General features: G+C 72.3%; 16 protein-coding genes. 9 read left to right on the top strand and 7 right to left on the bottom strand.

Annotated elements, in window-relative coordinates:
- The first annotated feature begins 43 nt into the window (after positions 1-43).
- From BM419_RS14670 to BM419_RS14655, 4 genes are all read left to right on the top strand, one after another.
- Positions 44-538 carry an ExbD/TolR family protein gene (locus BM419_RS14670; RefSeq protein WP_056527994.1) on the top strand — a complete coding sequence of 165 codons (495 nt, stop codon included), beginning with the start codon at positions 44-46 and terminating at the stop codon, positions 536-538.
- A 4-nt stretch (positions 539-542) separates the two neighbouring features.
- Positions 543-1538 (top strand): cell envelope integrity protein TolA, encoded by a 996-nt coding sequence (tolA, locus tag BM419_RS14665; protein WP_056527992.1) that lies wholly within the window; start codon positions 543-545, stop codon positions 1536-1538.
- A 299-nt stretch (positions 1539-1837) separates the two neighbouring features.
- Positions 1838-2155 (top strand): hypothetical protein, encoded by a 318-nt coding sequence (locus BM419_RS14660; protein WP_020665400.1) that lies wholly within the window; start codon positions 1838-1840, stop codon positions 2153-2155.
- A 6-nt stretch (positions 2156-2161) separates the two neighbouring features.
- A complete protein-coding gene (locus BM419_RS14655) occupies positions 2162-2422 on the top strand; it encodes a BrnA antitoxin family protein (RefSeq protein WP_056527989.1) in 261 nt (86 codons plus the stop codon).
- Positions 2423-2464: 42 nt separating this feature from the next.
- On the opposite strand, the gene BM419_RS14650 is transcribed toward BM419_RS14655, so the two are convergent.
- From BM419_RS14650 to BM419_RS14640, 3 genes are read right to left on the bottom strand one after another with little or no spacing between them, the layout of a single operon-like run.
- On the bottom strand, positions 2465-2947 hold the full coding sequence (locus tag BM419_RS14650; RefSeq protein ID WP_091680845.1) for a YaiI/YqxD family protein: 483 nt from the start codon (positions 2945-2947) through the stop codon (positions 2465-2467).
- Positions 2944-3147, bottom strand: a complete 204-nt coding sequence (locus BM419_RS14645; protein ID WP_056527984.1) for a hypothetical protein — start codon at positions 3145-3147, stop codon at positions 2944-2946. Before BM419_RS14645 ends, BM419_RS14650 begins: the two co-directional genes overlap by 4 nt.
- Positions 3147-4220, bottom strand: a complete 1074-nt coding sequence (locus tag BM419_RS14640; protein ID WP_091926836.1) for an adenylate/guanylate cyclase domain-containing protein — start codon at positions 4218-4220, stop codon at positions 3147-3149. Before BM419_RS14640 ends, BM419_RS14645 begins: the two co-directional genes overlap by 1 nt.
- A 297-nt stretch (positions 4221-4517) precedes the next feature.
- On the opposite strand from BM419_RS14640, the gene BM419_RS14635 reads away from it, so the two are divergent.
- Positions 4518-5357 carry an aldo/keto reductase gene (locus tag BM419_RS14635; RefSeq protein ID WP_056527978.1) on the top strand — a complete coding sequence of 280 codons (840 nt, stop codon included), beginning with the start codon at positions 4518-4520 and terminating at the stop codon, positions 5355-5357.
- Positions 5358-5370: 13 nt separating this feature from the next.
- On the opposite strand, the gene BM419_RS14630 is transcribed toward BM419_RS14635, so the two are convergent.
- From BM419_RS14630 to BM419_RS14620, 3 genes are all read right to left on the bottom strand, one after another.
- Entirely contained in the window at positions 5371-6921 is a 1551-nt protein-coding gene (locus BM419_RS14630) for a GGDEF domain-containing protein (protein ID WP_091926835.1), read from the bottom strand.
- A 292-nt stretch (positions 6922-7213) separates the two neighbouring features.
- Positions 7214-9400 (bottom strand): transglycosylase domain-containing protein, encoded by a 2187-nt coding sequence (locus tag BM419_RS14625; RefSeq protein WP_091926834.1) that lies wholly within the window; start codon positions 9398-9400, stop codon positions 7214-7216.
- Between the two features lie 253 nt (positions 9401-9653).
- Entirely contained in the window at positions 9654-10523 is an 870-nt protein-coding gene (locus tag BM419_RS14620; protein WP_175556311.1) for a LysR family transcriptional regulator, read from the bottom strand.
- Positions 10524-10619: 96 nt separating this feature from the next.
- Here BM419_RS14620 and BM419_RS14615 point away from each other — a divergent pair, with 96 nt between their 5' ends.
- Positions 10620-10838, top strand: coding sequence for a hypothetical protein (locus BM419_RS14615; protein WP_091926833.1), 219 nt, complete (start codon positions 10620-10622; stop codon positions 10836-10838).
- A 4-nt stretch (positions 10839-10842) separates the two neighbouring features.
- Complete coding sequence (locus tag BM419_RS14610; RefSeq protein WP_091926832.1) at positions 10843-11559, top strand: YoaK family protein; 717 nt, start codon at positions 10843-10845, stop codon at positions 11557-11559.
- Positions 11560-11596: 37 nt separating this feature from the next.
- Here the strand turns inward: BM419_RS14610 and BM419_RS14605 are convergent, their stop codons facing one another.
- A complete protein-coding gene (locus BM419_RS14605; protein ID WP_026604872.1) occupies positions 11597-11980 on the bottom strand; it encodes a hypothetical protein in 384 nt (127 codons plus the stop codon).
- Between the two features lie 184 nt (positions 11981-12164).
- Between BM419_RS14605 and BM419_RS14600 the strand changes: the two genes are divergently transcribed.
- Positions 12165-12668, top strand: a complete 504-nt coding sequence (locus BM419_RS14600; RefSeq protein ID WP_091680853.1) for a hypothetical protein — start codon at positions 12165-12167, stop codon at positions 12666-12668.
- A 100-nt stretch (positions 12669-12768) separates the two neighbouring features.
- Entirely contained in the window at positions 12769-13014 is a 246-nt protein-coding gene (locus BM419_RS14595) for a hypothetical protein (RefSeq protein ID WP_020092823.1), read from the top strand.

The following is a 13014-nucleotide window of genomic DNA, read 5'->3' as shown; positions in this document are numbered from 1 at the left end:
CCAGCCCCCAGAGAGCCGAACGTAAAGGTACCGGAGACGCCCCATGGCGATGGGATCCATTCGCGCGAACGACGACGACGACCTCGACGACGTGCCGATGTCCGACATCAACGTCACCCCGATGGTCGACGTGATGCTCGTGCTGCTGATCATCTTCATGGTCGCCGCACCGCTGATGACCACCGGCGTGCCGGTCCAGCTGCCGAAGACCGCGGCGCCCAAGGTCGCGCAGTCGAAGAAGCCCGCCGAGGTGACGGTCGACAAGGACGGCAACCCGTCCATCGCCAAGGAGGTGTTCACGATGGAGAGCATCGTGCCGCGCCTGCGCGAGATGGCGGCTGCCGACAAGGATCAGGTGATCCTCGTGCGCGGCGACCGCGACGTGCCCTACGGCAAGGTCATGGAGGTCATGGGCCTCGTCGGGCAAGCCGGCTTCACCAAGGTGTCGCTGATCGCGCAGTCGCCCGGCGGCGCCGCTCCGGCCTCGCCTGGCGCCGCCCCGGCCGCCCCCGCTGCCCCCGCAGGGACCGCGCGCTGAGCCGATGAGCACCTACACGTCGACGGATATGCCGGCCGGTCTCGGCGAGCGCCGCCCGTCCGGGCTGCTCGCCGCTTTCCTGGTCGCCCTCGGGCTGCACGCCTGCGTGCTCGCCGCCGTGATGTTCCTGCGGCTCTCCCCGCCCGCACCGCCCGGCGAGCAGCAGATCACCGTCGACCTCGCGCCGCTCATGACCGACGCGGCCACCGAGGCCCCGGCGGAGCAGCAGATGAGCCAGGAAGCCCCGCCGGAGGCGAAGCCGGTGGACACGCCGCCCGACGAGGCCGTCCAGCCGCCGCCGCCGACCGAGATGACCGAGGTGAAGCCGGAGGACACCCAGGCGGTCGAGATGCCGCAGGAGGCTCAGCCCGTGGAGGCGCAGAGCCAGGTGATCACCTCCGCGTCCGAGGCCGCCGAGCCGCTGGCGCCGCCGCCCACCGAGGTCGCCAAGTCCGAGGAGCCGCCCAAGCCGACGCCCGATCCGGCGAAGCTGAAGGCGGAGCGCGAGGCCAAGCTGCGCAAGATCCGGGAGGAGAAGCTCCGCGAGCAGAAGCGCGAGGAGGCGCGGCAGGAGCGCCTGGAGGAGATCCGCGAGGCGAAGGCCAAGGCTGCGCGCGAGGCGAAGGCGCGCGAGGCCAAGGCGCGGGCTGGCGCCGAGCGGAGTTCGGCGTCGGCCTCGCGGGCGAACGCGGCCGGCCGGGCCGCCGCGGGCAACGATCCGAGCGCCATGCGCCAGTGGCAGGGCGCCATCAGCGCGGCGATCCACAGCCGGATGAACGTGAACGCGGCCGTCGGCACCGGCGGCGGGACCGCGGTGGTGCGCTTCACCGTGATGCGCTCGGGTCAGGTGACGGGCGCCGGCGTGGCCCGGTCCAGCGGCGTCGGCCAGATCGACAGCGCCGCCCTCGCGGCGGTGCGCGGCTCGATGCCGGCGGCGCCCCCCGGCGTGACGCAGTCCAGCCTGTCGGTCTCCATTCCGCTCAACTTCCGCGTGCGCTGATCGGAGGACGATCCGGGCCGGATCCCGCCCGGCCGACCGCGAGCCCGATCCGGATCGTCCGGCGGACGCGTACGAATGGTGTGCGCCGTCAGTCCCACCCGGCGATCCGGATTCGCCATCGGCCGCGCGGGCATGCTAAAGCCTTCGTGAACCTGCCTTCCCCGCGCGCCTGACGGCGATGCGGGAGGGCGCCGATCCGGCCTTGCCCCCCGCCCCTCGAACAGGCCGGACCCGCTCAGACCCCGTCCCGCGCAGGCTGCGCCGGGTCGGACCCGTCGAGCCGGGGTGAAAGGGACAGGATGAACGACGACACTGAGTACGACCTCGACGAGGTGAATGCCACCCGCGACGCGGAGGCGGAAGCCAAGACCCGGGCGGAGAACCGCGCCGAGCGCGCGGAACGGGCGGAGCGCATGGCTCGCGAGGGCGCCCAGGCGATGGCGGAGCACCACGCGGCCATCAAGGCGATGGACGAGCGGACGGTGCGGCTGCGCTCGCTCCGGCTCGCCAAGGAGGCCGCGGACGCGCAGGCCAAGGCGGCCGAGAAGGAAGCCAAGGCGGCCGCCAAGGGCAGCGCGAAGAAGGCCGCGCCGAAGAAGACGACCGCGAAGGGCTAGGGGTCGATGGCCGAAGACCGCAACCGCCGCCGCTTCACCGACCCGCGCGCGGCAGCCGAGGCGGCCTTCCGGGCCGCGACGAGCCCGAAGACGGCCGCTCCGCCGCCGCAGGCCGCGCCGCGGCCGGCAACGGTCCCGGGCTCCCGGGAAGTGGTGAGCCTGCGCCTCGACAGCGCCGTGCTCGCGCATTTCCAGAAAGACGGCCCGGGCTGGCAGGACCGCATCAACGAGGCGCTCAAGGCCCTCGTCCCGGCGGCCGAGGCCTGAGACCTCCCGCGCGGGGAACGCCGTCGCGCCTGGGACCGGTGCTCAGACCGGCTTCGGCCGCTCGCGCAGGATCCGGTTCACCGCCCGGTCGAGGGCGGACAGGAAGGCCGACCGGTCGGCGCGCGAGAACGGTTTCGGCCCGCCCGTGATGGTCCCGGCCTCGCGCAACGATTGCATCAAGTCGCGCGTCGCGAGGGCGAGACCGATCCCGGCCTCGCTGAACGGCTTCCCAGTGAACGCCAGGACCGTGGCGCCGGCCTTCACGCAGCGCGCGGCCAGCGGAACGTCGGCGGTGAGGACGATGCTCCCGGGTCCGGCCCGCGCGGCGATCCAGTCGTCGGCGGCGTCGAGTTCCGAGCCGACGACCACGCGCTCGATCCAGGGCTCGCGCGGCAGGTTCAGCACGCTGTTGGCGACGACGTGGACGGTCAGGCCGTAGCGCTCGGCGACCCGGTAGGTCTCGTCCTTGACCGGGCAGGCATCGGCGTCGAGGTAGATCGGCGGGCGCGCCGGCGCGTCGCTCATGGCCGGGGCACCAGCTTCGAGGTGAAACCCGCCAGGATCAGGAGCACGCCCAGGGCGAACTGGCCGTGCTCGATATCGCCGCCCACCGACAGAACGACGGCGCGGCCGAAGACCGCGAGCCCGATCAGCGGCAGCCCGAAGCGCAGCGCCATCTTCACGGCGATCAGGGTGTTCGCCCGCGCGGTGCTCGCCCCGGCCATCAGCGGGCGACCGCGGCGCGGCGCGGCGCCAGATCCGCCACGGGCGCGGTCTCGGCGGGTCCGCGCTCGAGCGTCGCCACCGACAGCGGCGCGCCGCGGCCGCGGAGCGCGTGGGCGCCGAGGGACCGTGCCCGGACGCCGGCCGGAAGGCGCGGGAGGCGGTTGAGCAGATCCTGCGAGATCAGGATGCCGACGCCCAGCGGGCGGCACAGGGCCTCGATCCGCGACGTCACGTTCACGGCGTCGCCGAAATACGCGATCTTGTGGCGGTCGACCCCGACTTCGGCCGTGACCACCGAGCCGCCGTGCAGCGCCGCCCGGAGCCGCGGGACCGTCCCGAACCGGGCGGTCCAGGCCGCGGCGTCGGCCTCGATCCGGTCAAGCACCTCGAACACGCAGGTGACGCAGCGCGCGTCCTTCAGGCCGCGGGCCATCGGCCACGTCACCATGGCGAGATCGCCGATATAGTCGTCCACTGAGCCGCCGTTGCGCCGCACCGGCTCGGCGAGCGTCGCGAACACGGCGCTGAGATATTCCTGCGCGCGCAGGTCGCCGTGGGTCTCCGCGAAGGCCGTGGAGCCGACCACGTCGAGGAACAGGAAGACCCGCTCCTCCGCCACCGGCTTGTGGTAGCGGCCGATCATGAAGTTCACGAACACCTCGCCGCCGATCAGGTCGCGCATCCGTATGACGAAGACCAGCAGGCCCGACACGGCGAGGGCGTAGGCGAGAACCCGCGCGGTCATGCGGGTCGCGGTCGTGAGGTCGTCCGGTGTCAGGGCGAACGCCCAGACGAGCAGGCCGCCCAGGGCGTTGCCCGCCATGATCATCAGGACGTAGGCGAGTTCCGCGGCCAGCACGTAGAGCCAGGCCGGCAGCCGCCGGATCTTCGCCTGCAGGCCGGCCAGGATCAGCCCGCGGTCGAAGGACAGCACCGTGGCGCCCATGCAGAGGCCGTACGTGAAGCCGGCGAGGGGCGAGGCGCCGGCCGCGAAGATGATGTTGTAGAGCAACCCCGCGCCGGCCGCCGCCAGCAGGATCAGACCCCAGAATATCCGGTGGGCCGGCAGCATCGAGGCATCTCCAGCATGGCCAGCCGACGGACCGTGCGCGGGTCCGGGCGTCGCGTGGCCCTGCGCGGCGGCACTGCGCGGGGCGGCGCAGACTCGGCGAGCCCGCGCCGCCGGACTTCGGGCATGGGCCTAAAGTTTAGCGCCGCGGGAGGCCGCATGCCATTGCTCAACGCCCCAAGATGGCGCGAGTAAGGCGTGCCGGGTTGTTGCGCGGCCGAGCCGTGATACGCCGGCGGCCCGGGACTCGACCGGACCGCCGCCAGCAACCCCCTGTGACAGCGAAGAGGGAGCGCTGCCATGTACGCCAGGAGCTTCGGCGCGACGCGCGTCTCTGTGCCGGTGATCGGCCAGGGCACGTGGCACATCGACAGTTCGGACCGGACGGACGCGGTCCGGGCGCTGCGGGCCGGGATCGACGCCGGCATGACCCATATCGACACCGCGGAGATGTACGGGGACGCCGAGGCGATCGTCGCCGCCGCCGTCGCGGATTGCCGCGAGGAGGTGTTCCTCGTCTCCAAGGTGGTGCCGGGCAACGCGACGCGCCGGGGCGTCGCGCGGGCCTGTGAGGCGTCGCTCCAGCGTCTGCGGACGGACCGGCTGGACTGCTACTTGCTGCACTGGCCGGGCCAGCACCCGCTCGAGGAGACGATCGCGGGCTTCGAGGATCTGCGCCGGGCCGGCAAGATCCTGTCCTGGGGCGTCAGCAACTTCGACGTCGAGGATCTCGATCGCGTCCGGGCCATCGCGGGGCCGGACCGGATCGCCTGCAATCAGGTCCTCTACCACCTGAACGAGCGGGCCATCGAGCACGCCGTGCTGCCCTGGTGCGAGAAGCACGGCGTCGCCATGGTGGGCTACTCGCCCTTCGGCAGCGGCGACTTCCCCGATCCGGCCAGCGCGGGCGGCCGCGTCCTGGCGGGCATCGCGCAGAACCACGGCACGACGCCCTACGCGGTGGCCCTCGCCTACCTGACCCGGCTGCCGGGCACGTTCACGATCCCCAAGACCGGTCGCCCGGACCGGGCCGTCGAGAATGCCGGCGCGGCGGACCTGCACCTCGGTGCGGCCGAGATCGCCCTGATCGACGCGCATTTCCCCCGCGGACCGCGGCCCCGGATGCTGCCGATGCTGTGAGCCGCGGGGCCGCTCAGGCCCGCAGCGCCAGGGCCACGGGATCCGCCGGCGCGGCGGCGCGGACGCGGTTGCGCCCGGCCTTCTTGGCCGCGTAGAGGGCCGCGTCGGCCGCCGTGAACAGCCCTTCGGGCGGATCGCCGCCGGCCGGATCGGCACAGGCGACGCCGATGCTCACCGTCGCGATGCCACCGACCTCCGGGGCGTGGGGGATGCGGAGGTTCACCACGGCCCGGCGGACGCGCTCCGCCGCGACGCTGGCGGCGGTCGCGTCGTTGCCCGGCAACAGGGCGACGAACTCCTCGCCGCCGATCCGGAAGCTCAGCCCGGCGGTATCGAGGGAACGTTGCAGGCACTCCGCCACCGCCTTCAGCGCCTCGTCGCCGCGCTGGTGACCGAAGCGGTCGTTGAACTGCTTGAAGTGGTCAGCATCGACGATCAACAGCGCCAGGGGCGTCCGCAGCTGTGCGGCCCGCTTCCACTCCACGGCGAAGTGCTCGTCGTAGCTGCGCCGATTCGGCAGGCCCGTCAGGCCGTCGGTCCGCGCGAGCACGGCGAGCGCGGCGTTGGCCTCGCGGCTGGAGGCTTCCGCGGCCACGTGGCGCCCGACCTCCCGGTGCAGCAGGATCGTCAGGCCGAAGGCGAGAAGGCAGAGGCACAGGATCAGGACGGCGACGATCGCCGCCTTGTAGATCCAGACGCTGCGGATGCTGTCGACGTCCGTCGCCACGGTCACGATCAGCGGCAGGTCGTCGAGGTCGGCGAAGCTGTAGACCCGCTCGACGCCGTCGAGGAACGAGCGCCCCTGGAACTCGCCGCGCGGCTTGGCCCGGTACATCTTGTAGCCGGGGCTCGCGCTGATGTTCTGGCCGAGCGCCTCCGGCCGTGCCGGCGCCCGGATCAGCAGCGTCCCGTCCCGGTGGAAGACGTTCAGAGCGATGCCGTCGTCGAAATGCAGGCGCTCGAACAGCGCCTGAAAATGCGCGAGCCTGATCGATCCCGACACGATCCCGGCGAATGAGCCGTCGGGCGTCCGGATGCGCCGGGTCATGCGGATGATGGGCTCACCGGTCATGAGAGATACGGTCGGCCCGGACAGGATCAGGCCGCCTTCGGGATTCGACCGATGGAACTCGAATTCCGGCAGCGTGCGCATGTTGGGCCGGGTCCGCACGCCGGGATCGCTCGTCAGCCGGACGTCGCCGGCCGCGTCCGTGACGGCGATCGGACCGAGGCCGGAGCCCGCCACAGCCGTGTCGAACAGCGCCAGGCGCCGAATATCCGGGTCCAGGGCCGCGATGTCGGCGCGGCTCGCGAGCCGTGCGGAGTTCCGCAGCGAGAGGTCGTAGACCCGCAGGCTGTGGCCGACGCCCTCCTCGATCACCGCCAGGAGATTCCCGGCGTTGCGGCGGGCGTTGTGCCAAGCGACGTCCCGCAGATCCAGGCAGAGATAGACGCCGAGCAGCGCGAGGCAGAGCAGCAGGCATGTGCCGGCCGCCGCGATCAGGCGCGAGGCGCGATCGTCCAGGTGAGCTCTGATCGCTGTAGCGGTCGCGCGCAGGAGCATGGGCTCGATCGGGCTGCCACGAACCGCGCCATTGCGGTTGACGGGCTTACTGTTCGCCCGATCTTACGTCCACGAAGATTGAAAAAGCGGTTATTGGCGGCACTAAGAAGCGCTGAATCGCCGCTAATACAAATACAGGCCGCCGCGGCTGTCAGTCCCGCCTCGACGCGGTCGCCTTGAGCCGGAGCCCAGGCGTAGTCGCGCGGATGCGCGACGGCGCGCGCCGCGGGCCGCCTCTCGCCCGCGACGCGCGCCGCCGCCTGGTCCCGACGAATGCGGAGACCGCGGAGCGTCAGTCACCGATGCCGAACAGCTTCTCGATGAAGTTGCGGTCGTCCTTCGGGGCGCGCCGCGACGGCGCGGCCTGGCGCGGCGCCGGGGCGTCCGACTCGCCGAGGATCTGGCCCAGGAGCCCGCCCGGGCCCGCCGGGGCGGCACTCGCCACCGAGGCGGTCGTCTCCGGCTGGCGGCGCCAGCGGTTGAGGCCCGGGAGCGGGACCGGCGTCTGCCCCTTCAGGGCCTGGGTCATATACGTCTTCCAGATCTCCGCCGGCAGGTTGCCGCCGGTGACCTTCTTGGTGAGCTCGCCGTCGTCGTTGCCGAGCCAGACGCCGGTCACGAGGCTGCCCGAGAAGCCCATGAACCACGCGTCGCGATAATCCTGGGTGGTGCCGCTCTTGCCCGCGAGGTCCCAGCCGGGGATGTCGGCCTTCTTGCCGGTGCCGCTGACGAAGGTCTCGTGCATCATGGCGTTCATCATGCCGTCGGCGTTGGCGTCGATGACCCGGCCCAGACCGTTGTCGGAGCGCTTGTAGAGGACCTTCCCGTCCTGGCTCTTCACGGCGGTGACCACGTAAGGGATCACGCCGATGCCGCCGTTGGCGAAGGCCCCGTAGGCGCCGACCATCTCCAGGAGCGTGACCTCGGACGTGCCGAGGGCGATGGAGCCGTTGGCCTGGAGCGGCGAGGTGATGCCGAGCCGCTGGGCGGTCTGGACCACGGTCTTCGGCCCGACCTCCTGGCCGAGGCGCACCGCGACGGTGTTGAGCGACTGGGCGAGCGCTGTCCGCAGGGTGACGGGCCCCTCGTAGCGGTGGGAGTAGTTCTCCGGCGCCCAGTTGCCGATCCGGATCGGCGCGTCCTCACGGACCGTGTCGGGCGTGGCGCCGTGCTCCACGGCCGCGAGGTAAACGAAGGGCTTGAACGAGGAGCCGGGCTGACGCTTGGCGGTCGTGGCCCGGTTGAACTGGCTCTGCGCGTAGTCGCGGCCGCCAATCAGGGCGCGGATGGCGCCGTCCGGCCGCATCGAGACCAGCGCCCCCTGGCTGACGTTGTAGCGCGTGCCCTTGGCGTTGAGCTCGTCGGTGAGCGCCTTCTCGGCCGCCGCCTGGAGGCTCGGATCGACCGTGGTCTGGACTGTGATGTCGGTGTCGAACTTGCCGACGTAATCGTCGAGCACGTCCATCACGAGGTCGGCGACGTAGTTGGCCGACCCGCCGCCGCGGGCGTTGGCGGGCTTCGCCGGCTGGGCGAGCGCCACCTTGACGTCCTGCCCCGACGCGAAGCCCAGCTCCTGCATGGCGGCGAGCACCTGCGCGGCGCGGGCCTGGGCGGCCGGGAGGTTGCGGTTCGGGGCGAGGCGCGAGGGCGCCTGCACGAGGCCGCCGAGCATCGCGGCCTGCGCGAGGCTCACCTCCTTGGCGGGCTTGCCGAAATAGCGCTGCGCCGCCGCCTCGACGCCGTAGGCGCCGGCGCCGAAATAGACGCGGTTCAGGTAGAGTTCGAGGATCTCGTCCTTCGTGTACTTGTGCTCGAGCCAGAGCGCGAGGATCGCCTCCTGGATCTTGCGCGAGGCCGAGCGCTCCGGGGTCAGGAACAGGTTCTTGGCGAGCTGCTGGGTGAGGGTCGAGCCGCCCTGCGCCACGCCGCGCCGGGTCAGGTTCTGGCCGATGGCACGCATGATGCCGACCGGGTCGACGCCGAAATGCTGGTAGAAGCGCCGATCCTCGATCGCCACGAAGGCGCGCGGCAGGTAGGGCGGCAGCTCCTTGATCGACACGACGCGGCCGCCGGTCTCGCCGCGGTTGGCGAGCAGGGAGCCGTCGCTCGCCAGGATCGCGATGTTGGGCGGACGCTTCGGCACCGCGAGCTGGTCGATCGGCGGCAGCTGCGAGGCGTGGTAAGCGATGAGCCCCGCGAGCCCGATCACCCCCCAGAGGCCGAGGACGACGCAGCCGTAGACGATGCGGCCGAGCCAGGACTGCCGGCGTCGGCCGCGACCCGAGGCCTTCGCCCGCCCCGTTGTCCGCGCCGGCGCCTTGTTCGGCTGCCGCGCTCCGCCGCCCGATCGCTTCGCCACGCCGTCTCCTGCCCCGGGGCGGTCCTCACGGGTCAGGCGCAGGTCGAGTTCGCCGCGATCCCGCGCGCGCCCTTCGGGCACGTCGAAGTTCGGCTCAATCCTGCCCCGACCCTTGGCCATGCATCCCATTCTCGAATGTTCCGCCGCGATGCGCGACCGTCAGGCACGCCGCAGGACGGTTTCCGCACGCCAAATGCGGCGGTTTCGCGCCCCGTCCGGCAACGACACCGGGGCCGGCACCGCCGGCGATCCTTGTCGAAACCGTTTGTGACCGCTTCGCGGTACGGTGCGGAAAAAGGCTGGCCAATCCGTTAAGGACCGCGCCGAACGGTCGGGATCGAGCCCGGCCACCGCGTGCCGGGAGGACGCCGCCCTAGCGCGCGGCGCCCTGAAGCTCGCCCGTGCTCGCCAGGATCGTCTCCTGCAGCGCGGTCGCCGCCGCGTGGTGGCGACCCGGGCCGAGCACGACGAACTCGACCGCGCCGAGCGGCGGCAGGCCGGCCGCCTCGGAGATCGCGGCGAGGCCCGGCGGCAGGATCTTGGCCGAGTGCGGCGCGATGCCCAGGCCCGCCTCGACGGCGGCCCGCAGCCCCATCAGGCTTCCGCTGGTGCAGGCCACCCGCCAGGACCGGCCCACCGCCTCGAGGGCATCGAGCGCCAAGGTGCGGGTCATCGACGGTGGCGGGTAGAGCACGAGGGGCAAGGGCTTGGCCGGATCCGGCACGAGGCCGGGCCGGCCCGTCCAGATCAGATCCTCCGCCCAGGCCAAGGTCCCGCGCGGGTCGCCGCGCCGCCGCTTGCAGAAGATCAAGTCGAGGTCGCCCGCATCGTAGCCCTGATAGAGGGCGCGGCTCAGCCCGACCGTGATCTGCAGATCGACCGCGTCGTGCCGATCGGCGAAGCGGGCCAGAACCTGTGCCAGGGTCGACAGGGTGTAGTCCTCGGAGACGCCGAGCCGGATGCGGCCGCGCAGACCTTCCGGCGAGAAGAAGGCGCGCAGCCGGTCCTGCGCGTCGACCACGTCGCGGGCGAAGCCGATCAGGGCCTGACCGTCCGGCGTGGGCGCGACCCGATGCGTGTCCCGGGTCAGGATGGCGCGACCCAGCGCCTGCTCCAGCCGCGCGATGTGCCCGCTCACCGTGGATTGCCGCAGACCGAGCGCCTGCGCCGCAGCGGTGAAGCTGCTGCTCTCGACGACGGCCAGGAACGAGCGCAGCAGCTCGATGTTCGGGTTGCCTATCATGGTTCACGATAACCGATATCGGTAACCCGCGGGCGCCGCGCGGCGTTAGGGTTCGGGACAGTCCCGTCCCAGAGCCGCGCCGCGAACCCTCCCCCGATGTCCGCACCCGTTATCGTGACCACGCTGTTCGTCGGCGGCCTCATGGCGATCCCGACGCTCGGGAAATGGGCGACACAGGTCACGGAGGTGCTCGCCTCCCTTCTGGCGATCGCCACCGTGCTGGTGGCGATCCTGTACCTCTGCGATCGCTGGCCAGAATACTTCGCCAACCCGCGGATGCCGGTCGGTCTGACGGCGACACCCTTCGCCGAGTGAGACGATGACCCGTCCCGCGCGATCGCAGGCCCTCGGGAGCGGCCCCTCCGCGGGCGCCGCCCTGGCATTCGTCGCCGGCTTCGTCGACGCGGCGGCCTTCATCGCCCTGACCGGACTCTTCACCGCTCACGTCACCGGCAACTTCGTCCTGATCGGCGCCGAGCTGGTCGCGAGCTCCAGCGGCGTGGTTGCCAAGCTCCTGGCGCTGCCCGTCTTCGTCGGAGCGGTGGCGGGGGCTCGAATCCTGGCCCTGGCGCTGGAGCGGCGGGCTTTCGACCCCCTGCCCTGGCTCCTCGCAGTGGAGGTGACCCTGCTCGCGGGATTCGGGCTGTGTGGCACCGTGTGGTCGCCCCTCGGCGGAGCGGACAGTGCCGCTTCCATCGCCGTCGGAATGCTCGCGGTCGCGGCCATGGGGTTACAGAACGCCATCGGCCGCCTGTCTCTCGGCCATCTCGCCCCCACCACGGTCATGACGGTGAGCGTCAGCCAGGCCGTCATCGACGCGACCGACCTCGTCCTGGGACGCGGCCCACAGCGCGATCAGACCCGGGAGAGGTTCCTGCGCGTGCTCCCGGCGATCGCGGCCTTCGCCGCGGGCGCGCTGTTCGGCGCCTTCGGGATCGCCCATCTCGCCTTCGGCAGCATCGTCCTGCCGCTCGGCGTTCTGACGGCCCTGATCGTCCTGGCCGCGGCGCCAGGAGACGCCGGTGCCGGGCCGTGAGGAGCCGCGCCGCGCGGCGCTCGGGCGGCGACCGCCGTCACCGCTCGGCCGGCGGTTCGGGCGATGGCTTACCCAGCACCCGTCGCGCCTCGGCGAGCAGCACGGGATGGCGGGCCGCCTGCGGACCGGAATCCGGCGTCTCGCGGCCGAGCCGGGCGATGCGCGCCCCGAACAGGCGCCGGCGCAGACCGAACCGGCGGACGCTCATCAGCAGCGCCTGAAGCACGAGGCGGACGGCCTCGGTCCGCTCGCGCTCCTCCACGATCGCCGCCGCGAGAGCGGCCTCGCGCCGGAGTGCGGCCTCGAGCTCCTCCCGGACGGCGGCGCGGGCCGCCTCGTCCTTGCGCGCCGCGTCGAGCTGGATCCGGCATTCCTGGAGTGCGCTGAGCAGCAGAAGCTCCTGCGCGGACGCATCCCTCATCAAGGCCTCCCGGGGCGCCGTCTCCCGTCCGACGACGGGGCGTTCCGCCCGATCACCGTCGCGCCGGCCGCGGACCGGCCCGCGCGCATCCTGGTGCGACGCCATAGCGAGCGCGGCCGCTGGCCGGAAGCCGCCGACCGGATTATTCGGCACCCGCACCGCGAACCACGGGGGAATCGGGGACGTGCAGATTCGGATCGCTCTGGCCTTCGGGGCCATCACGCTGGGAGGTGGCGCGCTGGCACCCGCCCCGGCCCAGGCCTACCAGCTCGACACGGTGAACCTGGTCGGCTGCGCGCAGGAGGGCGGCGTCTGCCGGATGCCCTATCCCACCAACGTCTATTATGGCGTGCCCGGCCGGACGAACGGCCGGCCGTTCCCGCAGGGCGGCGTCGTGCCCTGCAACACCCAGACCTTCGGCGATCCGGCGCCGGGCCAGGCGAAGAGCTGCTGGTACGCCCCGCGGATCAACGCGGGCGGCGGTGGGGGCTACGGCGGCGGAGGCTACGGCGGTGGCGGCGGGGGTGCCTACGGCGGCGGGGGCGGCTACCGGAATGACGGCTACGACGACCGGCGCGACGCCTACCGCGACCGCCGCGACTACGACCGCCCGCCGCCGCGCCGCTCCTACGACGACGATTACGGGCCAGGGCCACGCCGCTACCGGGGTGATCCCGACGAGTACTGATCTCGGTCGAGCAGGGCAGGCACGGGAACGTATTTGCCCTGTTAACCGCGATCCGGCATCGTCCGGCTCCGCGGAGCCACGAGACGGGACGGAGGAGCTGATGACGGAGAATCGCCGCGGCACCTTCCGGAAGAACGCCTTCACGTTCGGCGCCGTGCTGCTCGACGGCGGCGAGGTGAGCTGCCTGGTCTGGGACGCCACCGACGTCGGCGCGCAGATCGAGGTCGAGGACGATCAGGCCGTGCCGGACCGCTTCGCGCTTCGTGTCAGCACGGGCACCGAACCGCGCCCGGCCACCGTGGCGTGGCGGCGCAGCCGGCGGATCGGTATCGCCTTCGACGGCTGA

Source organism: Methylobacterium sp. yr668, from assembly GCF_900116245.1.
Lineage (GTDB): Bacteria > Pseudomonadota > Alphaproteobacteria > Rhizobiales > Beijerinckiaceae > Methylobacterium.
This window is presented reverse-complemented; position numbering and strand designations above follow the sequence as displayed.

What these genes read in the sequence shown, in the direction of transcription:
- tolA (WP_056527992.1), top strand. Translation starts at nt 543, where the DNA reads ATGAGCACCTACACGTCGACGGATATGCCGGCCGGTCTCGGCGAGCGC.
- BM419_RS14650 (WP_091680845.1), bottom strand. Translation starts at nt 2,947, where the DNA reads ATGAGCGACGCGCCGGCGCGCCCGCCGATCTACCTCGACGCCGATGCC.
- BM419_RS14615 (WP_091926833.1), top strand. Translation starts at nt 10,620, where the DNA reads ATGTCCGCACCCGTTATCGTGACCACGCTGTTCGTCGGCGGCCTCATG.
- BM419_RS14645 (WP_056527984.1), bottom strand. Translation starts at nt 3,147, where the DNA reads ATGGCCGGGGCGAGCACCGCGCGGGCGAACACCCTGATCGCCGTGAAG.
- BM419_RS14640 (WP_091926836.1), bottom strand. Translation starts at nt 4,220, where the DNA reads ATGCTGCCGGCCCACCGGATATTCTGGGGTCTGATCCTGCTGGCGGCG.
- BM419_RS14625 (WP_091926834.1), bottom strand. Translation starts at nt 9,400, where the DNA reads ATGGCCAAGGGTCGGGGCAGGATTGAGCCGAACTTCGACGTGCCCGAA.
- BM419_RS14595 (WP_020092823.1), top strand. Translation starts at nt 12,769, where the DNA reads ATGACGGAGAATCGCCGCGGCACCTTCCGGAAGAACGCCTTCACGTTC.
- BM419_RS14635 (WP_056527978.1), top strand. Translation starts at nt 4,518, where the DNA reads ATGTACGCCAGGAGCTTCGGCGCGACGCGCGTCTCTGTGCCGGTGATC.
- BM419_RS14630 (WP_091926835.1), bottom strand. Translation starts at nt 6,921, where the DNA reads ATGCTCCTGCGCGCGACCGCTACAGCGATCAGAGCTCACCTGGACGAT.
- BM419_RS14660 (WP_020665400.1), top strand. Translation starts at nt 1,838, where the DNA reads ATGAACGACGACACTGAGTACGACCTCGACGAGGTGAATGCCACCCGC.
- BM419_RS14620 (WP_175556311.1), bottom strand. Translation starts at nt 10,523, where the DNA reads ATGATAGGCAACCCGAACATCGAGCTGCTGCGCTCGTTCCTGGCCGTC.
- BM419_RS14655 (WP_056527989.1), top strand. Translation starts at nt 2,162, where the DNA reads ATGGCCGAAGACCGCAACCGCCGCCGCTTCACCGACCCGCGCGCGGCA.
- BM419_RS14610 (WP_091926832.1), top strand. Translation starts at nt 10,843, where the DNA reads ATGACCCGTCCCGCGCGATCGCAGGCCCTCGGGAGCGGCCCCTCCGCG.
- BM419_RS14605 (WP_026604872.1), bottom strand. Translation starts at nt 11,980, where the DNA reads ATGAGGGATGCGTCCGCGCAGGAGCTTCTGCTGCTCAGCGCACTCCAG.
- BM419_RS14670 (WP_056527994.1), top strand. Translation starts at nt 44, where the DNA reads ATGGCGATGGGATCCATTCGCGCGAACGACGACGACGACCTCGACGAC.